Origin of the sequence: Pseudomonas sp. R5-89-07, from assembly GCF_003851685.1 — a bacterium.
Lineage (GTDB): Bacteria > Pseudomonadota > Gammaproteobacteria > Pseudomonadales > Pseudomonadaceae > Aquipseudomonas.
In genome coordinates this window covers 3613365-3637245 of sequence record NZ_CP027727.1, presented here as the reverse complement: position 1 = coordinate 3637245, position 23881 = coordinate 3613365, and the positions used below count along the sequence as shown (strand labels likewise).

22 protein-coding genes are annotated in these 23881 nt (G+C 62.2%); 15 read left to right on the top strand and 7 right to left on the bottom strand.

What is annotated here, in order from left to right; genetic code table 11:
• The first annotated feature begins 236 nt into the window (after positions 1–236).
• The 4 genes from C4J94_RS16605 to C4J94_RS16590 all read left to right on the top strand — a co-directional run bounded on the left by C4J94_RS16605 (position 237) and on the right by C4J94_RS16590 (position 5544).
• Complete coding sequence (locus C4J94_RS16605; RefSeq protein ID WP_124387174.1) at positions 237–1937, top strand: glutamine--tRNA ligase/YqeY domain fusion protein; 1701 nt, start codon at positions 237–239, stop codon at positions 1935–1937.
• Between the two features lie 18 nt (positions 1938–1955).
• Complete coding sequence (gene cysS, locus C4J94_RS16600; RefSeq protein ID WP_124387173.1) at positions 1956–3344, top strand: cysteine--tRNA ligase; 1389 nt, start codon at positions 1956–1958, stop codon at positions 3342–3344.
• 251 nt (positions 3345–3595) lie between these two features.
• Positions 3596–4360, top strand: a complete 765-nt coding sequence (locus C4J94_RS16595) for a GNAT family N-acetyltransferase (protein WP_124387172.1) — start codon at positions 3596–3598, stop codon at positions 4358–4360.
• Between the two features lie 29 nt (positions 4361–4389).
• Complete coding sequence (locus C4J94_RS16590) at positions 4390–5544, top strand: acyl-CoA dehydrogenase family protein (protein WP_124387171.1); 1155 nt, start codon at positions 4390–4392, stop codon at positions 5542–5544.
• A 150-nt stretch (positions 5545–5694) separates the two neighbouring features.
• Here the strand turns inward: C4J94_RS16590 and C4J94_RS16585 are convergent, their stop codons facing one another.
• The 7 genes from C4J94_RS16585 to C4J94_RS16555 form a co-directional block, all read right to left on the bottom strand.
• The gene (locus C4J94_RS16585) at positions 5695–6033 is read right to left on the bottom strand and encodes a Na+/H+ antiporter subunit G (protein ID WP_124367455.1); all 339 of its coding nucleotides are present in this window, start codon (positions 6031–6033) and stop codon (positions 5695–5697) included.
• Positions 6030–6308, bottom strand: a complete 279-nt coding sequence (locus C4J94_RS16580; protein WP_076950843.1) for a K+/H+ antiporter subunit F — start codon at positions 6306–6308, stop codon at positions 6030–6032. The genes C4J94_RS16585 and C4J94_RS16580 overlap by 4 nt, the downstream gene beginning before the upstream one ends.
• Entirely contained in the window at positions 6305–6793 is a 489-nt protein-coding gene (locus tag C4J94_RS16575) for a Na+/H+ antiporter subunit E (RefSeq protein WP_124387170.1), read from the bottom strand. The genes C4J94_RS16580 and C4J94_RS16575 overlap by 4 nt, the downstream gene beginning before the upstream one ends.
• Positions 6790–8472 (bottom strand): monovalent cation/H+ antiporter subunit D, encoded by a 1683-nt coding sequence (locus C4J94_RS16570; RefSeq protein ID WP_124387169.1) that lies wholly within the window; start codon positions 8470–8472, stop codon positions 6790–6792. The genes C4J94_RS16575 and C4J94_RS16570 overlap by 4 nt, the downstream gene beginning before the upstream one ends.
• On the bottom strand, positions 8469–8813 hold the full coding sequence (locus C4J94_RS16565) for a Na+/H+ antiporter subunit C (RefSeq protein ID WP_124363330.1): 345 nt from the start codon (positions 8811–8813) through the stop codon (positions 8469–8471). The genes C4J94_RS16570 and C4J94_RS16565 overlap by 4 nt, the downstream gene beginning before the upstream one ends.
• Positions 8813–11737, bottom strand: a complete 2925-nt coding sequence (locus C4J94_RS16560; RefSeq protein ID WP_124387168.1) for a monovalent cation/H+ antiporter subunit A — start codon at positions 11735–11737, stop codon at positions 8813–8815. The genes C4J94_RS16565 and C4J94_RS16560 overlap by 1 nt, the downstream gene beginning before the upstream one ends.
• Positions 11738–11911: 174 nt before the next feature.
• Positions 11912–12841 (bottom strand): DMT family transporter, encoded by a 930-nt coding sequence (locus C4J94_RS16555; protein WP_124387167.1) that lies wholly within the window; start codon positions 12839–12841, stop codon positions 11912–11914.
• Between the two features lie 93 nt (positions 12842–12934).
• Here C4J94_RS16555 and C4J94_RS16550 point away from each other — a divergent pair, with 93 nt between their 5' ends.
• From C4J94_RS16550 to C4J94_RS16500, 11 genes are all read left to right on the top strand, one after another.
• On the top strand, positions 12935–13498 hold the full coding sequence (locus C4J94_RS16550) for a helix-turn-helix domain-containing protein (RefSeq protein ID WP_124387166.1): 564 nt from the start codon (positions 12935–12937) through the stop codon (positions 13496–13498).
• A gap of 155 nt (positions 13499–13653) precedes the next feature.
• Positions 13654–14850 carry an SfnB family sulfur acquisition oxidoreductase gene (locus C4J94_RS16545; RefSeq protein ID WP_124387165.1) on the top strand — a complete coding sequence of 399 codons (1197 nt, stop codon included), beginning with the start codon at positions 13654–13656 and terminating at the stop codon, positions 14848–14850.
• 11 nt (positions 14851–14861) lie between these two features.
• Positions 14862–15188 (top strand): acyl-CoA dehydrogenase, encoded by a 327-nt coding sequence (locus C4J94_RS16540; protein ID WP_124387164.1) that lies wholly within the window; start codon positions 14862–14864, stop codon positions 15186–15188.
• The gene (locus tag C4J94_RS16535; RefSeq protein WP_124387163.1) at positions 15188–16624 is read left to right on the top strand and encodes an LLM class flavin-dependent oxidoreductase; all 1437 of its coding nucleotides are present in this window, start codon (positions 15188–15190) and stop codon (positions 16622–16624) included. Before C4J94_RS16540 ends, C4J94_RS16535 begins: the two co-directional genes overlap by 1 nt.
• 108 nt (positions 16625–16732) lie before the next feature.
• Entirely contained in the window at positions 16733–17581 is an 849-nt protein-coding gene (locus C4J94_RS16530) for an AMP-binding protein (protein WP_124387162.1), read from the top strand.
• The gene (locus C4J94_RS16525; protein ID WP_124387161.1) at positions 17578–18351 is read left to right on the top strand and encodes an ABC transporter ATP-binding protein; all 774 of its coding nucleotides are present in this window, start codon (positions 17578–17580) and stop codon (positions 18349–18351) included. Before C4J94_RS16530 ends, C4J94_RS16525 begins: the two co-directional genes overlap by 4 nt.
• Before the next feature lie 10 nt (positions 18352–18361).
• A complete protein-coding gene (locus tag C4J94_RS16520; RefSeq protein ID WP_124387160.1) occupies positions 18362–19243 on the top strand; it encodes a branched-chain amino acid ABC transporter permease in 882 nt (293 codons plus the stop codon).
• Positions 19244–19247: 4 nt separating this feature from the next.
• A complete protein-coding gene (locus tag C4J94_RS16515) occupies positions 19248–20297 on the top strand; it encodes a branched-chain amino acid ABC transporter permease (protein WP_124387159.1) in 1050 nt (349 codons plus the stop codon).
• A 21-nt stretch (positions 20298–20318) separates the two neighbouring features.
• A complete protein-coding gene (locus tag C4J94_RS16510; protein WP_124387158.1) occupies positions 20319–21659 on the top strand; it encodes an ABC transporter substrate-binding protein in 1341 nt (446 codons plus the stop codon).
• Between the two features lie 3 nt (positions 21660–21662).
• Positions 21663–22430: an ABC transporter ATP-binding protein gene (locus C4J94_RS16505; RefSeq protein WP_124387157.1), complete on the top strand. Its 768-nt coding sequence runs from the start codon at positions 21663–21665 to the stop codon at positions 22428–22430.
• A 12-nt stretch (positions 22431–22442) separates the two neighbouring features.
• On the top strand, positions 22443–23837 hold the full coding sequence (locus C4J94_RS16500; protein ID WP_124387156.1) for an FAD/NAD(P)-binding protein: 1395 nt from the start codon (positions 22443–22445) through the stop codon (positions 23835–23837).
• Positions 23838–23881: the final 44 nt, after the last annotated feature.

The window sequence follows — 23881 nt, the reverse complement described above, 5'->3', positions numbered from 1 at the left end:
CACTACTCTTTTCAGGGAATTCGTGGGTTTGAGCGCCTGGGCGCCTTACCTGTCTGGCTAAACGTCGGCCAAGGCGCGCAGTTTAGCGTGCCGCGCAGGAATTTCGAGGTGGTTTTTTACCACTGGTGCGTTAAAAGCACCTCAACCGCTGTCAGCGCCTTGACAGCATCAGCTATGATATCGCCTTTGTTTTGTCTGGCCTCAACCGGCCACGAACCTGTCTGTTCAAGGATCCTATGAGCAAGCCCACTGTCGACCCTACCTCGAATTCCAAGGCCGGACCTGCCGTCCCGGTCAATTTCCTGCGCCCGATCATCCAGGCGGACCTCGAATCGGGCAAGCACACGCAGATCGTCACCCGTTTCCCGCCAGAGCCCAACGGCTACCTGCACATCGGTCACGCCAAGTCGATCTGTGTGAACTTCGGGCTGGCCCAGGAGTTCGGTGGCGTCACGCACCTGCGTTTCGACGACACCAACCCGGCCAAGGAAGACCAGGAATACATCGATGCCATCGAAAGCGACGTGAAGTGGCTGGGCTTCGAATGGTCCGGTAAAGTGCGCTATGCCTCGCAGTACTTCGACCAGCTGCACGACTGGGCCGTCGAGCTGATCAAGGCCGGCAAGGCCTATGTCGACGACCTGAGCCCGGAACAGGCCCGGGAATACCGCGGCACCTTGACCGAGCCGGGCAAGAACAGCCCGTTCCGCGACCGTTCGGTAGAAGAGAACCTCGACTGGTTCGCCCGCATGCGCGCCGGTGAGTTCCCGGATGGCGCCCGCGTGCTGCGCGCCAAGATCGACATGGCCTCGCCGAACATGAACCTGCGCGACCCGATCATGTACCGCATCCGCCATGCCCACCACCACCAGACCGGTGACAAGTGGTGCATCTACCCCAACTACGACTTCACCCACGGTCAGTCGGACGCCATCGAAGGCATCACTCACTCCATCTGCACCCTGGAGTTCGAGAGCCATCGCCCGCTGTACGAGTGGTTCCTGAGCAACCTGCCGGTGCCGGCACAGCCGCGCCAGTACGAGTTCAGCCGCCTGAACCTGAACTACACCATCACCAGCAAGCGCAAGCTCAAGCAACTGGTGGATGAGAAGCACGTGCATGGCTGGGACGACCCGCGCATGTCGACCCTGTCGGGCTTCCGTCGTCGCGGCTACACCCCGGCGTCGATCCGTAACTTCTGCGAGATGGTCGGCACCAACCGTTCCGACGGCGTGGTCGACTTCGGCATGCTCGAATTCAGCATCCGCCAGGACCTCGACGCAAACGCGCCGCGTGCCATGTGCGTGCTGCGTCCATTGAAAGTCGTGATCACCAACTACCCGCAAGACCAGGTCGAAAACCTCGAACTGCCGCGTCATCCGCAGAAAGAAGAACTCGGCGTGCGCAAGCTGCCGTTCGCCCGTGAAATCTACATCGACCGCGATGACTTCATGGAAGAGCCGCCAAAAGGCTACAAGCGCCTGGAGCCGAACGGCGAAGTACGCCTGCGCGGCAGCTACGTGATCCGCGCCGACGAAGCGATCAAGGACGCCGATGGCAACATCGTCGAACTGCGCTGCTCCTACGACCCGGACACCCTGGGCAAAAACCCCGAAGGCCGCAAGGTCAAGGGCGTGGTGCACTGGGTACCGGCCGCCGCCAGCATCGAATGCGAAGTGCGCCTGTACGATCGTCTGTTCCGCTCGCCCAACCCTGAGAAGGCCGAAGACAGCGCAAGCTTCCTCGACAACATCAACCCAGACTCCCTGCAAGTACTCACGGGTTGTCGTGCCGAGCCATCGCTTGGCGACGCACAGCCGGAAGACCGTTTCCAGTTCGAGCGCGAAGGTTACTTCTGCGCGGATATCAAGGACTCCAAACCTGGTCATCCGGTATTCAACCGTACCGTGACCTTGCGTGATTCGTGGGGCCAGTGATTCTCTAAGGAAGCCGTTGTGCTAACGATCTACAACACACTCAGCAAGACCAAAGAAGTCTTCAAGCCGCTCGATGGCAACAAGGTGCGCATGTACGTGTGCGGCATGACCGTGTACGACTACTGCCACATCGGCCATGGCCGCAGCATGGTTGCCTTTGACCTGGTGACCCGCTGGTTGCGGTTCAGCGGCTATGACCTGACCTATGTGCGCAACATTACCGACATCGACGACAAGATCATCAACCGCGCCAACGAAAACGGCGAGTCGTTCGACGCGCTGACCGAGCGCATGATCGCGGCCATGCATGAGGACGAGGCGCGCCTCAATATCCTCAAGCCAGACATGGAACCGCGTGCCACGGACCACATCCCTGGCATGCACGCGATGATCCAGACCTTGATCGACAAGGGCTACGCCTACGCGCCAGGTAATGGCGACGTGTACTACCGCGTCGCCAAGTTCATGGGCTACGGCAAACTGTCGCGCAAGAAGATCGAAGACCTGCGCATCGGCGCGCGCATCGAAGTCGACGAAGCCAAGCAGGATCCGCTCGACTTTGTCCTGTGGAAAGCCACCAAGCCTGGCGAGCCAAGCTGGGAGTCGCCATGGGGCGCCGGGCGTCCGGGCTGGCACATCGAATGCTCGGTGATGTCCACCTGCTGCCTGGGCGAGACGTTCGACATTCATGGCGGCGGCAGCGACCTGGAGTTCCCGCACCACGAGAACGAAATCGCCCAGAGCGAAGCCGCCACCGGCAAGACCTACGCCAACGCCTGGATGCACTGCGGCATGATCCGCATCAATGGCGAGAAGATGTCCAAGTCCTTGAACAACTTCTTCACCATCCGCGACGTGCTGGCTAAGTACCACCCGGAGGTTGTGCGTTACTTGCTGGTGTCCAGCCATTACCGCAGCGCCATCAACTACTCGGAAGACAACCTCAAGGACGCCAAGGGCGCCCTGGAGCGTTTCTACCATGCGCTCAAAGGTCTGCCCGTCGTGGCTCCTGCCGGCGGCGAAGCCTTCGTGGCCCGCTTCACCGAAGTGATGAACGACGACTTCGGTACCCCCGAAGCCTGCGCGGTACTGTTCGAGATGGTGCGTGAGATCAACCGCTTGCGCGAGACCGATATCGACGCGGCGGCGGGTCTGGCGGCGCGCTTGAAGGAGCTGGCCAGCGTGCTGGGCGTGTTGCAGATGCACGCCGATGACTTCCTGCAAGCCGGCGCCGAAGGGCGCGTGGATGCCGCTGAAGTGGACGCGTTGATTCAGGCGCGCTTGACCGCTCGCGCCAACAAGGACTGGGCCGAGTCCGACCGTATCCGTGACCAACTGACCGCAATGGGCGTTGTGCTGGAAGACGGGAAGGGCGGCACGACCTGGCGGTTGGCTGACCAGGCCTGACTGATAAGTCGATGTAAATGTGGGAGGGGGCTTGCCCCCGATAGCGGTGGTTCAGCCAGTTCATCTGGAACTGGCCCACCGCAATCGGGGGCAAGCCCCCTCCCACATTGGGTTGACGGGAATGCATCCCGTAACGCTGCGTTCTAGTCTTGCCCAATTCACTCCAGGTTTCAGAGTTTCCTTACAGTCCCCCTTCGAGCGGCGCAGGTAATGTTTTGTTTATTACTTGGCGTTGTAAAAAGGGAACACCTATGCAAATGCTCAAACAGACCAATCATCCGGATTCCGGCGTGCCGCCCCGTATCGGCAAGTTGACGGTTGGCCTCGCCAGTACGCCAGAGCAACTGCGAGAGGTACAAGCGCTTCGTTATAAAGTTTTCAATGAAACCTTTCAGGCGCCGGCACTTACAAATACGCAAGGTTTGAATGCCGATGAGTTTGATGACTATTGCGACCATCTGATAGTGCAGGACACCACAACTGCCCGTGTAGTGGGCACTTATCGGCTAATGAGCCCTAAAGCCGCCCTGCACGTGGGGCACTACTATTCAGAAAGAGAGTTCGATCTCAGTCGATTGGATCATTTGCGCGCACGTATTATCGAAGCGGGGCATGCCTGTGTGCACCCAGACTACCGCAGCGGCAGCGTGATCATGATGCTGTGGTCGGGCCTGGCAGCCTACATGCGGCGTGAAGGCTGCGATTATTTGATGGGGTGCGCCAGCGTCAGTTTGGCTGACGGCGGTTATCTGGCCTCGGCCATCTATCGTGCATTGACACCCGAACAGGTTGCACCGGCTCAATACCGTGTCACCCCTCACACGCCCTATGTACTTCATGAAGTTCAAAGTGAAAAACATGTGCAGATGCCACCTTTATTAAAAGGTTATTTGCGCAGTGGTGCCTGGGTGTGCGGTGAACCGGCCTGGGATTGCGACTTTCATTCGGCTGACTTCTTTGCGTTGTTGCCGTTAGCGAATTTGGATCAGCGCTATGCGCGCCATTATCTGAAGTAACTAAGTCATCACTCCATTGAGTATGAGTTGTGAAACCGCACGAACCATTGAAGGGTGTTAATACTATGTTTTTGACAGAAGAACGAACGACCGCGTTTGAGCTGATACCGCAAATGGCAGCCTTTCTTGAGTCCGCATCACTTTTGGAACTTGAACGGGGTGAGTCTCAACGATTGGCCGATCTGTTCCGAACAGTGGGCCGGCCTGGGCTTGCCATCGCTGAGGCACTGGGTGGGGAAGGTGTCAGCGCACGCAAGTTGGCGCAGTTGCACACGTGGGTCGGCGCACATTGCCCGTCGCTGGCGGTGATGATGACCATGCATCACCACACCATCGCCGGCATGATGGCAGCCAGTTATTTCTTTCCTGATCTTGAGGGCTTGTTGAGCCTCGTTGCACGCAACGACTTGTTGGTGGCGTCCGGGTTCGCCGAGGGGCGCGCGCATTCGGATATTTTGTCGTCGACCATGAGCGTTGAAAAAACCGCCGAAGGGTATGTGGTCAATGGCAGCAAGAAGCCGTGCACGATGACCCATCACTTCGACGTGATCACCTTTGGCGTCAACTACGTTGATCCAGAAGGGCACCTGCATCTTGGCATTGGCGCGGGGCTGGCGGGCGATCCGTGTATCGAGCGCAGGAAGTTCTGGGGTGTTCCCCATCTGCAAGCGGCGAACAGCCATGAGGTCATCTTCAATAACCTGATGGTTCCCGAGTCCATGATGCATTTCAGCAAAACCGTGGATGCGCAACTCGATGAGGATCAACAGGGCACGGGTAACCATTTGTTTGCGATCTGGTTCCAGTTGCTGGCGGCATCGTCCTACCTGGGCATGGCATCGGCATTGGCATCGCGTGCATTGACGGCGGGCAAGGGTTCGCCGCAGGATCGGGCGCTGTTGCTCATCGATGTGCAGGGGGCGACGATGGCGTTACAGGGGCTGGCAACGTCGATAGATGAACACCGATTCTTGCGCGCCGACCTGGCGCGTGCACAGGCCACACGCTTCGCGGTGCAGGAAGCCGTCAACCGTATCGGCACGCGTGCTTTCGAGCTGATGGGCGGCATGGCGTTCATGTCGTCGGAAGAAGTCGCCTATCTGCTGGTGGCTACGCGTGTGTTGGCGTTCCACCCGACGTCCAGGAGCGCCAGCAGTGCGTTCCTGTGCGAGCAATTGAGCTAGAACCCACATCTGATCTTTCGCCTGACGCATTACCAACTGTGGGAGGGGGCTTGCTCCCGATAGCGGTGGCTCAGTCAGTTAATCTGTCACTGATACACCGTTATCGGGGGCAAGCCCCCTCCCACATTTTAGATCGTGTCCGATCTTTAATCAGCGGCGGCTGCTGACTTCAGCGGGCACGTCGTCGCCGGCCATGCGCTTGCGGAACAGCGCAGTCCGGGCCAATAGCAGTGTGGTCACCGGCACCGTGATCGACAACAGAATCGGTATCAACCACCCGTGCAACACCGGCCCGGACTTGAGTACCGAAAAATAGATGATCGATGCCAATGCGACACACCAGGCCCCAATCGTCGAGGCCAGTGCCGGCGGGTGCATGCGCTGGAAGAAGTCTTTCATGCGCAGCAAGCCAATCGCGCCAATCAGCGCAAACACGCTGCTTAACACCAGCAGCACGGCGACGACAATTTCCATCCATAACGGCATCATTCGATCACCTCGCCACGCAGCAGGAACTTGGCCAGGGCGAACGAGCCCACGAAGCCGAACAGCGCAATCAACAGCGCCGCTTCAAAGTAGGTGTCACTGGCGTAACGAATGCCCAGCACCAACATCATCAGCATGGCCAGGATGTACAGGTAGTCCAGTGCCAGTACCCGGTCCTGGGCCGATGGGCCTTTGAACAGGCGGATCAGGGTAAGCACCATGGCCAGGCTGAACAGGAACAGGCTGAACAGGATCGCATTGGCGAGCAGGGCGCTCATTCGAAGATCTCCATCAGGGGCCGCTCGTAGGTGGCTTTGAAGTGCTCGATAAACGGCGCTTCCTCGTCCAGGTCGAACACGTGCAAGAGCAGGATACTGCGGTCCAGCGCCAGTTCGGACCAGATGGTGCCGGGGATCACCGTGGTGATCATCGACAGCGCCGCCAGGCCGTTGGGGCTGCGCAGGTCCAGGGGAATCTTGATAAAGCGCGAACGCGGCGCTCGTGTGCCGCACCGCAGCACGCCCCAGGCCACTTGCAGGTTGGACACAATCACGTCACGGCCCACCAGCAGGAACAGGCGCAGGATCACACCGGGACGGCGCAGGCTGATCGGTTGCGGGCGCAGCGGCGCCATCATCAGCGGTGCCAGCACCCCCAGCAGCGCACCGAGCAGCAGGTTACCGGGGCTGACCGACAGGTTCAGCACCAGCCACAGCATCCAGAGCGCCAGGGACAGCCAGGGGGCAGGGAACAGTCGCTTCATGGTTGCACCTCCAGCGCGGCGGCCTGGGCTTCAGGGCTCGGCACCGGCCGTGTGGCCATCACTGCCATCACATAGTGTTCCGGGTTGTTCAGGCTGGCGGCGGTGGCCTGGGCATAGCGCATCAGCGGCTCGGCCTTGAAGGTCAGCAGGATGCTCAAGCCCAGCAAGAAGAAGATCGGCACGCATTCGTAGCGGCGCAGCAACGGCGAGGGGCGCTCTTCAGGGGTCCAGAAGCGCTGGATGCCGAGCCGTGCGAACGCGATCAGCGAGGCCAGGCCAGACAGGATCAGCAGTGCCACCAGGCCCCAGGCCGCCGGGCGAATGGGTTCATTCACCGCGTTGCCCAGGCCCAGCGGATTGATCAGTGCATTGAGCAGACTGAGCTTGCCGATAAACCCGGACAGCGGCGGCATGCCGATGATCAACAAGGCGCAGGCGACAAAGCTCAAGCCCAGGAACGCCATGGTCCAGGGGATCACCTGGCCGATCACGGCTTTCTGTTCATCGTCGAGGTTCACGCCGGGCCGTGGGTGCAGTGACTCCATGGCCTTGGGCAGCGCGTCTATCTCTTCGTCCAGTGGCAGGTCGTTGGCCGAGCGCGAGCGTTCGATCAGTTCCGCCAGCAGGAACAGGGCGCTCAGCGCCAGGGTGGAGCTGACCAGGTAAAACAGCGCCCCGGCCGTCAGGCTCGGCTGGGCAAACCCCACGGACGACAACAGGATCCCGGCCGAAACCAGGATGCTCAGGCTCGCCATGCGTTCCAGGCGCTGCGCCGCGAGCATCGCCAGCGCTGCGCACACAATGGTCGCCATGCCGCCGTACACCAGCCAGTCACCGCCAAACAGCGCCGAAGCGCCAGCCTGGCCGGAGAACAGCAACGTCCACAAGCGCAGCACGGTGTACACGCCCACCTTGGTCATGATCGCGAACATCGCCGCCACCGGCGCGCTGGCCGAGGAATAGGCCGGGGCCAGCCAGAAGTTCAGTGGCCACATGCCGGCCTTGGCCAGGAACGCGGTGGCCAGGATCGCCGCGCCGGCGTGCAGCAGGCCGCGATCGGCCTCCGGCACCAGCGGGATTTTCAGCGCCAGGTCAGCGAAGTTCAGCGTGCCGGTCACCCCGTAGATCATCGCCGCACCGATCAAAAACAGTGACGACGCCAGCAGGTTGATCGCGATGTAATGCAGCCCCGACGACACCCGTGCGCGGCCCGAACCGTGCAGCATCAAGCCGTAGGACGCCGCCAGCAGCACCTCGAAGAACACGAACAGATTGAACAGGTCGGCGGTGAGGAAGGCGCCGTACAGGCCCATCATCTGCACCTGGAACAGCGCGTGGAAACTGGTGCCGGCACGGTCCCAGCGGGCCATGGCGAAGAGCAGCGCGCTGACGCCGATGATCCCGGTCAGCACCAGCATCAGCGCCGACAGTTGATCCACCACCAGCACGATACCGAACGGCACTTGCCAATTGCCCGGCAGGTATACGCCGATCGAACCGGGGCCACCTTTCTGCGTCCAGTAGAGCAGCAGGACGGCGACGCCCAGCCCCAGCATGCTCGACACCAGGTTGATTTTTGCCTTCAGCGGGCGGCGTTTCTCGCCGAGCATCAGCATCAATGCTGCGGTCAGCAAGGGCAGCAGGATCGGCGCGACGATCAGTTGATTGACCCAATTCATGCCTTTGGCTCCCGGCCATCCACATGGTCGGTGCCGGTCAGGCCCCGGGAGGCCAGCAACACCACCAGGAACAGCGCGGTCATGGCGAAGCTGATCACGATGGCCGTGAGCACCAGCGCCTGGGGCAGGGGGTCGGTGTAGTTGAGCAGGTCTTGCGGCACGCCGTCCTTGATGATCGGCTCCTTGCCGATAAACAGGCTACCCATGCTGAAAATGAACAGGTTGACCCCGTAGGACAACAGGCACAGGCCCATCACCACCTGGAACGTCCGTGGCCGCAGGATCAACCACACGCCGGAAGCTGCCAGCACCCCAATGGCAATTGCAATGACTTCTTCCATCAGGCGGCAGCTCCTTGTGGGTTGGCGACGGTTTTGGGCTGGTTGCTCGGTTTGTGCGCTCGCACCGACTGGTGGCCGAGGGCGGTGAGCATCAGCAGGGTCGAGCCGACGACCATGGCGTACACGCCGACATCGAAGAACAAGGCGCTGGCGATATGGATATCGCCCAGCACCGGCAGGCTCAGGTGCCAGGTGTGAGTGGTGAGGAACGGGTACCCGACGAACAACGCGCCAAGCCCGGTGAGAGTCGCCGAGAGCAGGCCAAAGCCCATCCAGCGCATCGGCCGCAGGCTCATCTGTGCCTCGACCCACTGCGTACCAGCCACCATGTATTGCAGGATAAACGCCACCGACATCACCAGGCCCGCGACAAAGCCGCCGCCCGGTTGGTTATGCCCGCGCATGAACAGGTAGAACGACACCACCAGCGCTATCGGCAGCAGCAGGCGCACCAGCACCGCCGGCACCATCATGTAGCCCAGGGCGGTGTCGCTGGCCTGGCGCGGGTTGACCAGGTCGGTGGCCACATCGGGCGCGAGCTGGCGCTGTTGGGGCGGCAACTCCATGCTTTCCTTCGACGGGCGGAAGCGCCGCAGCAGCGCATATACGGTCAGCGCCACCGCGCCGAGCACGGTGATTTCGCCGAGGGTATCGAAACCGCGGAAGTCCACCAGCATCACGTTCACCACGTTGCTGCCGCCGCCCTCGGGCAGGGCGCGGCTGAGGTAGAACGAGGAGATGTCGTTGGGCGTCTGGCGCGTCAGCATCGCGTAGGACAACAGTGCCATGCCGCCGCCCACCACGGTGGACAGCAGGAAGTCGCGCAGGCGGCGGATGCGCGCCTTGCGCAGGGAGCTTGGCAGCGGCGAGACCTCTTCGATCCGGCGTGGCAGCCAGCGCAGGCCGAGCAGGATCAGCACGGTAGTCACCACTTCCACCACCAGTTGCGTCAGCGCCAGGTCCGGCGCCGAGAACCACACGAAGGTAATGCAGGTCATCAGGCCGCACACGCTGACCATGGTCAGGGCTGCCAGCCGGTGGTACTTGGCCTGCCAGGCGGCGCCCAGCGCGCAGGCAATCGCCAGCAGCCACAGGGTGACGAACACGATGGAGCCGGGGATTTTCGGCCGGTCGCCCCAGCTCAGGCCGCTGTTGAACATAGGGATCATGGCGCCGATTACCGCTACGATCACCAACAGGAACAATTGGGTTTGCAGGCGCTTGGTGCTGATGCGTTTCTCGATGCGGCGCACGCCGCGCATCATCAGCACCAGGCAGCGCTCGAAGCCGCGCTTGCCGTCGAAGTAGCCGATCAGCGGCGGGTAGGCGAAGCGGCCGCGCTTGAGTTGCTTGCGCAGCATCAGGTAAAGCACCACGCCGCCGCACATGGCCACCAGGCTCATGATCAGCGGTGCGTTCCAGCCGTGCCAGATCGCCAGGCTGTACTCGGGCAGCACGCCGCCCACTACCGGCAGCGCGGCGGCGGCGAGGATCGACCCGACCATCTGGGCCGGGAAGATCCCCACCAACAGGCAGGTAAATACCAGCAGTTCAACCGGCGCACGCATCCAGCGCGGGGGTTCGTGGGGGGTGTGCGGCAGGTCGGTTGCCGGTGGGCCGAAGAACACGTCCACGGTAAACCGCAACGCATAGGCCACGCTGAAGGTACCGGCGATGGTCGCGATCACCGGCAGCGTGATTTCCACCCATTTTGTTGCCGAGATAAATACCGTTTCGGCGAAGAACATCTCTTTGGACAAGAAGCCATTGAGCAACGGCACGCCGGCCATCGAGGCACTGGCCACCATCGCCAGGGTCGCGGTAAACGGGATCAGGCGCACCAGCCCACTGAGCTTGCGGATGTCCCGCGTGCCGCTTTCGTGGTCGATGATGCCCGCCGCCATGAACAGCGAGGCCTTGAAGGTGGCGTGGTTGAGGATATGGAACACGGCCGCGACGGCAGCCAGCGGGCTGTTGAGACCCAGCAGCAAGGTGATCAGCCCGAGGTGACTGATGGTGGAGTAGGCCAGCAGGCCCTTGAGATCGTTCTGGAACATGGCGCAGTAAGCGCCGAGGAGAAGGGTAATGGCACCGGCGCCGCCGACGATCCAGAACCATTCTTCGCTGCCGGACAGCGACGGCCACAGACGGGCCAGCAGGAACACGCCGGCCTTCACCATCGTTGCCGAGTGCAGGTAGGCCGAAACCGGCGTGGGCGCCGCCATGGCGTGGGGCAGCCAGAAATGGAAGGGGAACTGCGCGCTTTTGCTCAAGGCACCGATCAGCACCAGGGCCAGCATCACCGGGTACAGCGAGTGCGCGCGAATCTGATCGCCCGCCGCCAGCACCTGGTCCAGGTCATAGCTGCCGACGATGTGCCCCAGCAACATCACGCCGGCCAGCAAGCACAGGCCGCCCGCGCCGGTGACCATCAACGCCATATAGGCACCGCGCCTGGCATCGGCGCGGTGGTGCCAGTAACCGATCAACAGGAACGAGAACAGGCTGGTCAGTTCCCAGAAAAACACGATCTGGATCAGGTTGCCGGAAATCACCAGGCCGAGCATGGCACCCATGAAGGCCAGGAAAAACGCAAAGAAACGCGGCACCGGGTCGTCCGGCGACATGTAGTAACGCGCATACAGCGACACCAGCGTGCCGATGCCCAGCACCAGCATCGAGAACAGCCAGGCGAAGCCATCCATGCGCAGCACGAAATTCATCCCGAGGCTGGGCAACCACATGAATTCTTCACGGATCACGCCACCATGGGCGATCTGGGGGTAGAGCAGGGCGACTTGTACGGTGCCGACCAGGGCCACCAGGCCAGCCAGCAGGGATTCGGTGTTACGCGCGTTATGCGGCAGCAAGGCCGCCAGACAGCTGCCAATGAATGGCAGAAGCAGTAGAACTATCAGGGACATAGGCTTCTAATCTGCGGGAGTTTGGGATGCATCATACGTGCCGCTTTCTTGATTACCAAACGGCAAGATGTGGCAGGATCCTACAGATGCAGTAGAAAGCAGCTACAAGCGGCAAGCTGCAAGAGAATAGCCGATCGCGTATTTCTTGCAGCTTGCAGCTTGCAGCTCAAAACATCACCGCTGACTTTCCGGTTCAACTTCGACCTTGGCATCGACCACTTTCGAGCTGCTTCTCTTCATCTCACTCACAATCACCGCCAGCACGATCAACGCTGCCCCCAGCATCGCAATCGGTGGAAATCGCTCGCCGGCAAGCCGCCCCACCACGCCGGCCCATACCGGTTCACCGGCATAGATCAAGGTGGCGCGGGTCGGCGAAACGCTCTGCTGCGCCCAGTTCATCGCCACCTGGATCACTGCACTGGTCAAGCCCAGGCCCACCGTACTGAACAGCAGCAGCCACGAAAAGCTCGGCAACGCCTCACCCATCGGCACCACCATCAGGAACGACAACAGCGACGCCGTAGCCAGTTGCACCACGGTGACGCGGCGCACATCCACCTGCCCGGCATAGGCGCTGATCAGGATGATTTCGGCCGCTACCGCCATTGCGCAGATCAGCGTGGCGATTTCACCGGGGCTGAAATTGAAAGAAGCGCCGGCTGGCCCGGTCAGCAACATCAAGCCGGTAAACGCCAGCATGATGCCAATACTCGGCAGCAGTGCCGGGCGCCGCCCCAGTACCAGCCATTGCAATAACGGCACGAACGGCACATACAACGCGGTGATAAACGCCGACTGGCTGCTCGGAATGCTCTGCAGGCCGATGGTCTGCAAGCCGTAGCCAAACATGATCGCTACGCCGATGAAGACGCCGGCCTTCAGCTCCAGGAGGGTCAGGTCGCGCAAGGTACGCAAGGAAAAAAAGCCGACCACAATGGCCGCCGCCGCAAAGCGCAGGCCGACGAAAAACATCGGCCCGCTGACGGTCATGGCATGCTGAACCAGCAAGAACGTGCCGCCCCAGATCATGGTGATCACCACCAGGATGCATTCGGCTTTGCTCAAGCGATTGAAACGCGAAGGGGAGTTCGGGGCAGTCATGGCGGGCTCGGTCTTGCAAGGGAAAGGCACGGACCGCACAATGCGCCGCACGCTGGGCAGTATACTGCGCACACCCACCCATTGAGCAATATAGTGCACAAAGAAAATCCGCAACGGGCTTCGGTCCTGCAACACGTCAGCCAGAACGTGCGTCGCCTGCGCCACGCCGCCGACCTGAGCCAGACCGCGCTGTCGGAAAAGTCGGGGGTCAGCCGACGCATGCTGGTGGCCATCGAGGCTGGCGAAAAGAACGTCAGCCTGTCGACCCTCGATCGCGTGGCCGAAGCGCTGGATGTCGCCTTCAGCGATTTGATCCAGGCGCCGGATGTCGGCGACCACAGTCGCATCAACGAATTGGCCTGGGCCGGTGATATACCCGGCAGCAAAGCGGTGTTGCTGGCCAAGGCCACTGCGCGGCGCGAAGTCGAGCTGTGGGAGATGCACCTGGCACCGGGCGACCGCTACAGCCCCGACCCCGACCCGGACGGCTGGAGTGTGCAGCTGTTCGTGTTCGAAGGTTGCCTCACGCTGTTGGTGGGCGAAGAGGAAAAGCGCGTCGCCGCCGGTGAGTTCTATATGTTTGCCAGTCTTCACGTGCACGGCTATCGCAATGATGGCGACGTGACAGTGCGCTTTGTACGCAACGTGGTGATCTAACTGTTCGCTCGGCAACAGCGGATGGACACTTTGCTGGTATGACAGCCTTCGCGGAACCTTCTTTAATAAATAACTATTTGATTTAAATCATTATTTAATTCAGGCACGACTTCTGCAAAGGCTCTTTTATTCCTTCGCAGCCTGGAAGTCGGCCCATGTCAGCCCACCCTCAACACCCTGCTCACATCATTCGCTCGGATGCCGAAGCCATCGAAGTTGCCACGCGACTGGCCGCCCGTTTCGCCGTTGAGGCGAGTGAACGCGACCGTGAGCGGCGCCTGCCCATCACCGAGCTCGACGAGTTTTCCGCCAGCGGCCTGTGGGGCATCACCATTCCCAAGGCCTATGGTGGCGCCGAGGTGTCCTATGTGACCGTGGCCGAGGTGATCAAGTTGATCTCCGCCGCTGATCCTTCACTGGGGCAGATTCCGCAGAACCACCTCGGCGTGGTGGATATCCTCCTGCAGACCGCGACCGAGGAGCAAAAGCGCCACTACTTCGGCAAGGTGCTGGCGGGCTATCGCTTCGGCAATGCCTTTTCCGAAGCCAAGAGCAAAAATGCCGGCACCTTCGATACCCGGATTCGCGTGAATGGCGACGTTACCCGCATTGACGGCGAGAAGTTCTACTGCACCGGCGCGCTGTTCGCCCATATTGTGCCTACCGTCGGCAACAACGAGCACGGTCAGGCATTGATTGCCTTTGTCGAGCGCGATGCCCCCGGCCTCAGTGTGATCGACAGCTGGGACGGCTTCGGCCAACGCACGACTGCCAGTGGCGGCGTGACCCTTGACGGTGTGATCGTACCCTCGAGTGCGGTGATTCCCGCGCACCAGGCGTTTGATCAACCCACCGCCAACGGTCCGATTTCGCAGATTATTCAGGCGGCGGTCGACACCGGCATTGCCCTCGGTGCCCTTGAGCAGGCCAAGCTCCATGCGCGCCAGGCGCGGCCCTGGATCGACAGCCAGCAGGAGCATGGCTGGCAGGACCCGTTCACCATCGCCGCCATCGGCGACCTGGAATGGCGCGTGCACGGCACCGAAGCGATTCTCGCCAAGGCTGGCAGAGCGATCGACCTGGCCCTCGCCGAACCGAATGAAGACACCGTCGCCAATGCCTCGCTGATCGTTGCCCAGGCCAAGGTGCTGTCCGCCGAAACGGCCTTGCTCGCCAGCAGCAAACTCTTCGAGCTGGCCGGCACGCGCTCGGTCACCGGCAAGCACAACCTCGACCGTTTCTGGCGTAACGCCCGAACCCACACCTTGCACGACCCGGCCCGCTGGAAGTACCACCTGATCGGCAACTTCGTGCTCAACGGCGTGAAACCCGCACGCCACGCCTGGAACTGAGGAACCTACCGATGACCGCACTGAACCAGGCATGCCTGCTGTTGGAAACCACCCGCCGCTTTGTCGAGCGCAGCGACGATCCGTATGTGATCAGCCGCTTCGGCGATCTGCAGATTCGTGTCGACGTGGCCACCGCGCTGTTCGAGCGTGCCGAAACCGACCCCAGCCCGGTCGCCTCCACCGAAGCCCAGATCGCTGCGGCCCAGGCCCTGATCGCTGCGAGCAACGCTGAATTCGAACTGACCGGCCAACGCACCGCGCTGCCGTCGTCGGTCGATGACCCGTTGCACCGCAAATACCAGATCGTGGGCAACTACCACCTCAACGGAGTGCTGTGATGGCCCGCCAAATCCGCTTGAACGCCTTCGACATGAATTGCGTCGGCCACCAATCCCCGGGGTTGTGGGCGCACCCGCGGGACCGTTCCTGGCAATACAAGGACCTGGAATACTGGACCGACCTGGCCAAAATCCTCGAGCGCGGCAAGTTCGACGGGCTGTTTATCGCCGATGTGCTGGGTATCTACGACGTGTACAACGGCAATGGCGAGGCGGCGATCCGCCAGGCGGCGCAAGTGCCGGTCAACGATCCGTTGTCGCTGATCGCGCCGATGGCCCTGGTCACCGAGCACCTGGGGTTTGGCCTGACAGCGTCGCTGTCGTTCGAACATCCGTATCCGTTCGCGCGCAGGCTTTCCACCCTTGACCACCTGACCAAGGGCCGCGTCGGTTGGAATATCGTCACGTCCTACCTGGAAAGCGGCGCCAAGAACCTCGGGCAGAAGGCCCAGACCGAACACGACGCCCGTTACGACTACGCCGAGGAATACCTGGAAGTTTGCTACAAACTCTGGGAAGGCAGCTGGGAAGAGGGCGCGGTGTTGCGTGACCGCGAGCGCCGAATTTTCAGCGACCCGAGCAAGATCCACGAGATTCGCCATGTGGGCAAACACTTCCAGGTGCCCGGCATTCACCTGTGCGAACCCTCACCGCAGCGTACGCCGGTGCTCTACCAGGCAGGGGCCTCCAGCCGTGGCAAGCAGTTCGCCGCCGAACAGGCCGAGTGCGTGTTCGTCGCCGCGCCATCCAAGGTACTGCTGAAAAAGACCGTGGCCGACATACGTCGGCGTGCAGCCGAGGCGGGGCGTGATCCGCGCAAAATCCTGATTTTCAACCTGCAGACAGTGATCGTCGCCGAGACCGATGCGCAGGCCAAGGCCAAGTTCGACGAATACAAATCCTATGTCAGCTACGAAGGCGCGATGGCGCTGATCTCCGGTTGGACCGGTATCGATTTCAGCCAGTTCAAGCCGGATGAGCCGCTCAAACATGTGCACACCAACGCCATTCAGTCGGCGGTGGAAGCCTTCTCCACGGCGGACCCGAACAAGGTCTGGACGCCGAACGAGCTGGCCGATTGGGTCGGCATCGGTGGTTTTGGCCCGCTGTTCGTCGGCAGCCCCCAGACGGTGGCGGATTTGCTGCAGGAATGGGTGGAGGAAACCGACGTGGACGGCTTCAACCTGGCCTATGCGCTGACCCACGAAACCTTTATCGACGCGGTGGAGTGGCTGGTGCCGGAGTTGCAGAAGCGTGGGGTGTACAAGACCGAATACGCCCAGGGTACGTTGCGCGAGAAGTTGTTTGGCGACGGTGCGCGGCTCGGTTCGAACCATCCGGGCGCCAGCTATCGCAATTTGTCAGCTTCACACAAAACCCCTGTGGGAGGGGGCTTGCCCCCGATAGCGGAGGGGCAGCAATTGATCGGTGCCTGACACACCGCCATCGGGGGCAAGCCCCCTCCCACAGTTGAACGTCGTCGCCTGATATAGCCCCGCCAGCGGACCACCGCACGCCCACCACCCAATAGGAGCATCACCCCTATGAGCGTGCCCGACCCCCAAGCCGCCCTGGAACGCCTGCATCACTGGGCACAACTCACGCCGCTGCACATCGCCCTGCGCCACAAGCGCCAAGGGCAATGGCATGCCTGGCGCTGGATCGACGTGCTGCGCGACGTCGAACGCCTGGCTGACGGTTTACGCCAGCAGGGCTACAACGAGCAGTCGCGGCTGGCGCTCAGCGGCGCGTTTGAGCCGAACCTGCTGTTGCTGGCGCTGGCGGCCGGGTCGGTGGGTGGGCAGGTGCTCACGCTGCCCGACAGCCTGGCGCCCCAGGCTTTGCAACAACAGTTATGGCGCATTCGTCCCAGCCACGCCTACGTGCAAGGTCGCCAGCCCGATTGGGAATTCACCCAGCGCCTGGATTTTGCCCAGTTACTCGGCCCCGTGGACCCCGCGCAGCACATCAGCCGCTGGTGGCATCCCAGTGGCGAAACCACGCTATGGAGTGAGGAGGGTACCCACTGGCTAGGTGGCCTTGGCGTTGTGTTGGAGCAATGGCTCAACAGCGGCCACGGCCTGGCCTTCCCGGAAAGCCTGGCCTCGGCGCGGCGCGATCGCAGCGAAGTCGCCCCCACCGGGCTGCTGCTGTCGCCTGAACGTTTGCAGCACTTGGCCGACGACATCGAAAGCCGCCTTGCCCCCCACGGCACCTGGCGCCGACGTCTGTGTGACTGGGCCATCGCCCATCCGCAAAGCGGCCTGCGCCGGTTGCTGAAAAATCGTGTGCGCAGGCTGCTGGGCTTCCAGCGCCTGGCCTATATCTGGCAGCCGCTCAAATCGAGTACTGAGCCGACGTGGCTTGCCGAACTCAAACGGAAAAGTGCATGAGCCAAGCCATCCTCCAGGTGCGGGACATCTCGCTGTCGTTCAAAGGCGTCAAGGCGATCAATGCCTTGTCGTTCGAGGTGCAGCGCGGTGAGATCTGCGCGTTGATCGGCCCTAACGGCGCCGGCAAAAGTTCGTTGCTCAACGTGCTCAATGGTGTGTACCGCTTCGATGCCGGTGAGATCGTGTTCGAGGCGCAGCACTTTCATCGTATCGACCCGCTGGGCGCCGCCCGTCGAGGCATTGGCCGTACGTTCCAGAACAATGCGCTGTTCAAGAAAATGAGCGTGCTGGACAACATCCTCACCGGCTTGTCGCGGCATATGCGCAGCACTTTCATCGAACAGGCCCTCGGCTTGCCGCGCGCACGGCGAGAAGCCGTCGCGTTTCGCGAGCGGGCCCAGGGCATTCTGGAATTTCTCGAGTTGCAGGCCCATCGCGAGGTGCTGGTGGGCAACCTGTCCTATGGCCTGCAAAAGCGCGTGGAACTGGGGCGAGCGTTGATCGCCGGGCCCAGCCTGTTGTTACTGGATGAGCCCATGGCCGGGATGAATGCCGAGGAAAAACAGGAAATGGCGCGCTTTGTCGCCGACGTGAATCGCGACCTGGGCACCACCGTGGTGTTGATCGAGCACGACATGGGTGTGGTCATGGGCTTGTCCGACCATGTGGTGGTGCTCGATTACGGGTGCAAGGTCGGCGACGGTTCGCCGGCTGAGGTGCAAGCCAACCCCGAGGTGATCGCGGCCTACCTGGGCGTGGCGCAACCATGAGTATTCAAGCATGACCTTCTTCTTCGAAACCCTGCTCGGCGGCCTGCTCGCCGGCACCATGTATTCCCTGGTCGCCATCGGTTTTGTGCTGATCTACAAGGCCAGCGGCGTGTTCAATTTTGCCCAGGGCGCGATGCTGCTGTTTGCCGCGCTGACGTTCGTCAGCCTGCATGACCAGGGCGTGCCGTTTGCCCTGGCGTTATTGCTGACGGTGATCGTGATGATCGTCGGCGCCTTGCTTATCGAGCGCCTGGTGCTGCGGCCGCTGGTGAACCGTTCGCAGATCACCCTGTTCATGGCCACCCTCGGCCTGTCGTTCATTATCGAGGGGCTGGCGCAAGGCTTGATGGGGTCGCAAGTGCGTGCGCTGGACCTGGGCATCGATGATGTGCCGCTGTTTATCGGGCCGCTGATGCTCAGCCAGTTCGACCTGATCGCCGCGGCGGCGGCCGTGGTGCTGGTGACGCTACTCGCGCTGCTGTTCAACAAGACCCGTATTGGCGTGTCGTTGCGTGCAGTGGCGGACGACACCACGGCGGCGCTGTCCATCGGCATCAACCTCAATCGGATCTGGCAGATCGTCTGGGCAGTGGCCGGGATCGTCGGGCTGGTGGCCGGGCTGTTGTGGGGCGCGCGCCAGGGCGTGCAGTTCTCGTTGTCACTGGTGGTGCTCAAGGCCTTGCCGGTGTTGATCATTGGCGGTTTCACCTCGATTGGCGGGGCCATCGTCGGCGGGCTGATCGTCGGCGCGGCGGAGAACCTCGCCGAGGTGTATATCGGCCCGCTGATCGGCGGCGGTATCACGCCGTGGTTCGCCTATGTATTGGCCCTGGCCTTCCTGTATATCCGTCCCGCCGGCCTGTTTGGCGAGCGCGCCATCGAGCGAGTCTGAAACCATGTCGACCTCCGTTGCACACCACACTGCGCCGCTGCTGTTGACCACCCGGCGCGTTCCCTGGGGCCTGGTCGCCTGGCTGGCGCTGGCGTTTATCGCGGTACCGCTGTGGGGCGATGATTATTGGCTAAATGCGATCCTGATTCCATTCCTGGTGCTGTCGCTGGCCGGGTTGGGCCTGAACCTGCTCACCGGATACACCGGGCAGACATCGGTCGGCGCGGCCGGCTTCATGGCGGTCGGGGCCTTCGCCACCTACGGTTTCCTGCTGCGCCTGCCCGAGCTGGGCTTGCCGGTGGCGTTGCTCGGCGGTGGGGTCATCAGCGCGCTGGTGGGGCTGTTGTTCGGCCTGCCCAGCTCACGGATCAAGGGTTTCTACCTGATGGTCACCACGTTGGCGGCGCAGTTTTTCCTCGAGTGGCTGTTCGTCAAATTCCCCTGGTTCTACAACTATGGCTCTTCCGGAACCATTTCCGCACCGCAGTTGACGCTGCTGGGTCACGACCTCAACACCCCGCTGGGCCGCTACTGGCTGACCCTGGTCACGGTGCTGCTATTGACCTGGACCGCCGTCAACCTGGTACGCAGCCAGGTCGGGCGCAACTGGATGGCGATCCGCGACATGGACACCGCCGCCGCCGTGGTCGGCATCCCGGTGGTGCGCTACAAGCGCCTGGCGTTCGCGATCAGCTCGTTCTACCTGGGCATCGCCGGTGCGTTGTGGGCCTTCGCCTACCTGGGCACGGCCAGCGCCAGCAGCTTCGATATCAACCGCTCGTTCCAGATCCTGTTCATCATCATTATCGGTGGCATGGGCAGCATTGCCGGCAACTTCGTGGGCGCGGCGTTTATCAGTCTGCTGCCGATCCTGCTCAGCCACGCCGGGCAGGCGTTGTTCGGCGGCGCGGTCGATGCGGGGCAGTTGCAGAACCTGCAGAAAATCATTTTTGGCGCATTGATCATCGTGTTCCTGATCAAGGAACCCGAGGGCTTGATTCGCCTGTTGCACAACCTGCGTGACCGTCTGCGGCAGTGGCCGCTGCGTTTCTAACCTTCCCTCAAGAGAATCTCCATGCGTGCATCCCTGAAACGTTCCCTGGTCGGTACCGCGTTCGCACTGGCGGCCCTGACGGGCGCTGTGCCGCAGGCCGTGGCCTCGCCCGACCAGCAATTCATTCCCCTGGCTACCTACCGTGTCGGCGCCTATGCCTCGAGCGGCGTGCAGGTGTGGGCCGGGATGATTGACTACCTGCGCTATATCAATGAGGTCGAAGGCGGCATCAACGGCGTGAAGCTGGTGTGGCAGGAGTGCGAGACCGAATGGACGGCAGAGAAGGGCATCGAGTGCTACGAGCGCTTCAAAAACGGCCTGGACGGCGCGCCGGTCGCGGTGTACCAGCCCAACGGCGCACCAGCTGCCTACGCTCTCAGCGAGCGAGCCGAAGTGGACAAAATCCCGCTGATCACCCTCGGTTACGGTCGCACCGAAGCCACCGACGGTACGGTGTTTCCCTACAACTTCCCGGTGATGCTGACCTTCTACAGTGAGGCCTCGACCCTGGTGAACTACATCGCCGAACGCGAAGGAGGCTTTGACAAACTCAAGGGCAAGAAAATCGCCACGGTCTATCACGACTCGGCCTACGGTCGCGAAACCCTCGGCCCGCTGAAGCTGCTGGCCGAAAAGTACGGTTTCGAAAATATCCAGATCCCGGTGGCCGACCCCGGCAACGAGCAATCGGCGCAATGGCGCCAGGTACGCCAGGCCAACCCGGACTGGGTATTCCTGCGCACCTGGGGCGTGTCCACCCCGGTGGCGGTGAAGACTGCGGCGCGCTTCGGCTTTCCGGTGGACCATATCATCGGCGATATCTGGGCCAGCTCCAGCGAAGACGTATTACCAGCCGGTGCCGCCGCCAAGGGCTACCTGGCGCTCACTCCGTACCCGGCGGCCAGCGATTTCGAGATCCACAAACGCCTCAAGCAGTACGTGCTCGACAAGGGCCACAGTGACCTCAAGGACCTGAAAAACTTCGGCAGCGTTTACTACAACTCAGGCCTGGTGAACGCTGCCGTGGCGGTGGAAGCGATCCGCACCGCCCAGGCCAAATTCGGCAAGCGCCCGCTCAATGGCGAAGAAGGCCGCTGGGGCCTGGAACACCTGAACATCGACGATGCGCGCCTCAAGGACATGGGCTACCTGGGCCTGATGCAAAACCTCAAGCTGTCCTGCCGCGACCACGAAGGCGGTGGCTCGGCACGGGTGCAGCAGTGGGACGGCGCCAACTGGGCCTTGATCAGCGACTGGATCGCCGCCGACCGTGCGCTGCTGCGCCCGTTGATCGATGAAAAATCCGCCGCGTTCGCCAAGGAAAAGCACCTGACGCCACGCACCTGCACCGGGGATGAATAAACCATGAGCCAGCCTGCCACGCAGCCAGGGCGCCAGTCGTTGCTGACGGTCGACGACATTGAGGTGGTCTATGACGGTGCGATCCTGGCGGTGGCCGGGGTGTCGCTGAGTGTGCCCAAAGGCGCAATCGTTGCGTTGCTCGGCGCCAATGGCGCCGGCAAGAGCACTACGCTCAAGGCCATTTCCGGGCTGGTGCGCGCCGAGCGCGCCGAAGTCAGCCGTGGCCTGATCCAATACGCCGGCCGCGATCTGGCGGGCGTAGACCCCAGCCACCGTGTGCGCCAGGGCATGGTGCATGTGCTGGAAGGTCGGCATGTGTTCGGCCAGCTCAGCGTCGAAGACAACCTGCGCAGTGGCGGCTTTGTGCGGCGCTTGAGTCGCAAGGAGCTGGCCCACGATCTGGAGCGCATCTACACCTGGTTCCCCAGGCTCAAGACCAAGCGCCACACCCGCGCCGGGCTGACCTCCGGCGGCGAACAGCAAATGGTCGCCATTGGCCGGGCCTTGATGACCCGTCCGGCCCTGGTGCTGCTCGACGAGCCGTCGATGGGGTTGGCACCGATGATCGTGCAGGAGATTTTCGCCATCATCGCGCAGCTCAACCGCGAGCAGCAGGTGAGCTTTTTGATCGCCGAGCAGAATATCAACGTCGCGCTCACCTATGCGTCCCAGGGCTACGTGCTGGATACTGGGCGGGTGGTGCTGAGTGGCAGCGCCGCCGAGCTGTTGGCACGGGGTGATTTGCATGACATTTATCTGGGAAAACGCTAAGGGCGAACGTGCATGAGTGAATCCATCCGCAACGCTGATGTACTGATCGTCGGCGGCGGCCTGAGCGGCACGATGCTGGCGGTGCAACTGCTGCGCCTGCCTGGCCGGCGGCGAATCCTGGTGATTGAACCGCGCGCGGAACTGGGGCGTGGCGAGGCCTACAGTGCGGTCGAGCTGGGCCACACCTTGAATGGCAATGCGGCGCGCATGAGTGTCGACCCGGACAACCCCGATGACTTGACCCAATGGCTCACCGACTACATCGGCGCCGGGGGCTGGCCGGAATCGGCGCAACAGCCGGTGCCCATCAGCGAACTGTTCCCGCCCCGCGGGATTTTTGGCCTGTACGCGCAGCAGCGCCTGGCTGAGGCCAAGGCGCTGTCGGCTTCCACGGTGGAGCATGTTTGCGCAGAAGTGGTCGACTTGCAGGTCGATGCTGCCAGCACTCTGGTGTCGCTGGATAACGGCGAGCGACTGCGTGGGGCCTGTGCCGTATTGGCCACCGGCATGTTCCCGGCGGCCCGCACGCCGCAGACCGAATCCAGCGGACTGAACGCTGCGGCGCTGGACCCGTGGGACGTACAGGCCATGACCCAACTCGACCCGCATGCGACCGTGCTGATCATCGGCTCCGGGCTGACCATGGTGGATGCCGTGGTCTCCCTGGAACAAGCCGGGCACCGTGGGCCGATCGAGGTGTTCTCGCGCCATGGTCTGTTGCCCCATGTGCGCCGCCAGCCGCCGAGCTGGGACGACTTTCTTGGTGCCGATCCCGCGCTGCGCAGCCCTCGGCAACTGTTGCGCGAAGTGCGGCGTCAATGCCGTATCGCGCTGGACCAGGACGTCGATTGGCAGGCGCCGCTGGACACGGTTCGGGTGCACATCGCCAGGTTGTGGAGCCAGGCCAGTGAGCGTGAGAAACGTCAGTTCGTGCGGCATGTGCGGCCGTGGTGGGAAAGCCATCATCACCGTTCGCCGCCGTTGAGTGCGCAGTTGGTGGAACGCTTGCACGGCGAAGGGCGCCTGCAGATACGCGCCGCGTCGTTCAAGGGCTTGGTGCCGTCGAAAAGCGGCGTGACCATTCGCTTGCGCCAACGCGGCGAGCAGACCGTGACGCACGTGTCCGGCGCGGCGCTGATCAACTCCAGCGGCATCGAATACGACTGGCGCCGCGTGGCCCGGCCGTTGCCGCAGCAATTGCTCAAACGCGGATTGATCCAGCCTGGGCCGTTGGCGCTGGGGATTGCAGCGGATGCCTCTGGCGCCGTGCTGAATGCCCAAGGCCAGGTGAGTGACAGGCTATTCGCCATGGGCCCGCCGTTGCGCGGGATGTGGTGGGAAAGTACGGCGGTGACTGATGTGGCGATTCAGGCCAAGGCACTGGCTTTGAAACTGACACAAATCTAAATGTGGGAGGGGGGTGGGTCAGGCAGTCTGCAGGTTGTGCGTGA

Excerpts from the sequence above, each read along its gene's own strand:
- C4J94_RS16530 (WP_124387162.1), top strand. The coding sequence starts at position 16,733 with ATGAGCGTGCCCGACCCCCAAGCCGCCCTGGAACGCCTGCATCACTGG.
- C4J94_RS16585 (WP_124367455.1), bottom strand. The coding sequence starts at position 6,033 with ATGATGCCGTTATGGATGGAAATTGTCGTCGCCGTGCTGCTGGTGTTA.
- C4J94_RS16580 (WP_076950843.1), bottom strand. The coding sequence starts at position 6,308 with ATGAGCGCCCTGCTCGCCAATGCGATCCTGTTCAGCCTGTTCCTGTTC.
- C4J94_RS16540 (WP_124387164.1), top strand. The coding sequence starts at position 14,862 with ATGACCGCACTGAACCAGGCATGCCTGCTGTTGGAAACCACCCGCCGC.
- C4J94_RS16525 (WP_124387161.1), top strand. The coding sequence starts at position 17,578 with ATGAGCCAAGCCATCCTCCAGGTGCGGGACATCTCGCTGTCGTTCAAA.
- C4J94_RS16500 (WP_124387156.1), top strand. The coding sequence starts at position 22,443 with ATGAGTGAATCCATCCGCAACGCTGATGTACTGATCGTCGGCGGCGGC.
- C4J94_RS16605 (WP_124387174.1), top strand. The coding sequence starts at position 237 with ATGAGCAAGCCCACTGTCGACCCTACCTCGAATTCCAAGGCCGGACCT.
- C4J94_RS16535 (WP_124387163.1), top strand. The coding sequence starts at position 15,188 with ATGGCCCGCCAAATCCGCTTGAACGCCTTCGACATGAATTGCGTCGGC.
- C4J94_RS16520 (WP_124387160.1), top strand. The coding sequence starts at position 18,362 with ATGACCTTCTTCTTCGAAACCCTGCTCGGCGGCCTGCTCGCCGGCACC.
- C4J94_RS16560 (WP_124387168.1), bottom strand. The coding sequence starts at position 11,737 with ATGTCCCTGATAGTTCTACTGCTTCTGCCATTCATTGGCAGCTGTCTG.
- C4J94_RS16515 (WP_124387159.1), top strand. The coding sequence starts at position 19,248 with ATGTCGACCTCCGTTGCACACCACACTGCGCCGCTGCTGTTGACCACC.
- C4J94_RS16570 (WP_124387169.1), bottom strand. The coding sequence starts at position 8,472 with ATGAATTGGGTCAATCAACTGATCGTCGCGCCGATCCTGCTGCCCTTG.
- C4J94_RS16575 (WP_124387170.1), bottom strand. The coding sequence starts at position 6,793 with ATGAAGCGACTGTTCCCTGCCCCCTGGCTGTCCCTGGCGCTCTGGATG.
- C4J94_RS16545 (WP_124387165.1), top strand. The coding sequence starts at position 13,654 with ATGTCAGCCCACCCTCAACACCCTGCTCACATCATTCGCTCGGATGCC.
- C4J94_RS16565 (WP_124363330.1), bottom strand. The coding sequence starts at position 8,813 with ATGGAAGAAGTCATTGCAATTGCCATTGGGGTGCTGGCAGCTTCCGGC.
- C4J94_RS16595 (WP_124387172.1), top strand. The coding sequence starts at position 3,596 with ATGCAAATGCTCAAACAGACCAATCATCCGGATTCCGGCGTGCCGCCC.
- C4J94_RS16555 (WP_124387167.1), bottom strand. The coding sequence starts at position 12,841 with ATGACTGCCCCGAACTCCCCTTCGCGTTTCAATCGCTTGAGCAAAGCC.
- C4J94_RS16505 (WP_124387157.1), top strand. The coding sequence starts at position 21,663 with ATGAGCCAGCCTGCCACGCAGCCAGGGCGCCAGTCGTTGCTGACGGTC.
- C4J94_RS16510 (WP_124387158.1), top strand. The coding sequence starts at position 20,319 with ATGCGTGCATCCCTGAAACGTTCCCTGGTCGGTACCGCGTTCGCACTG.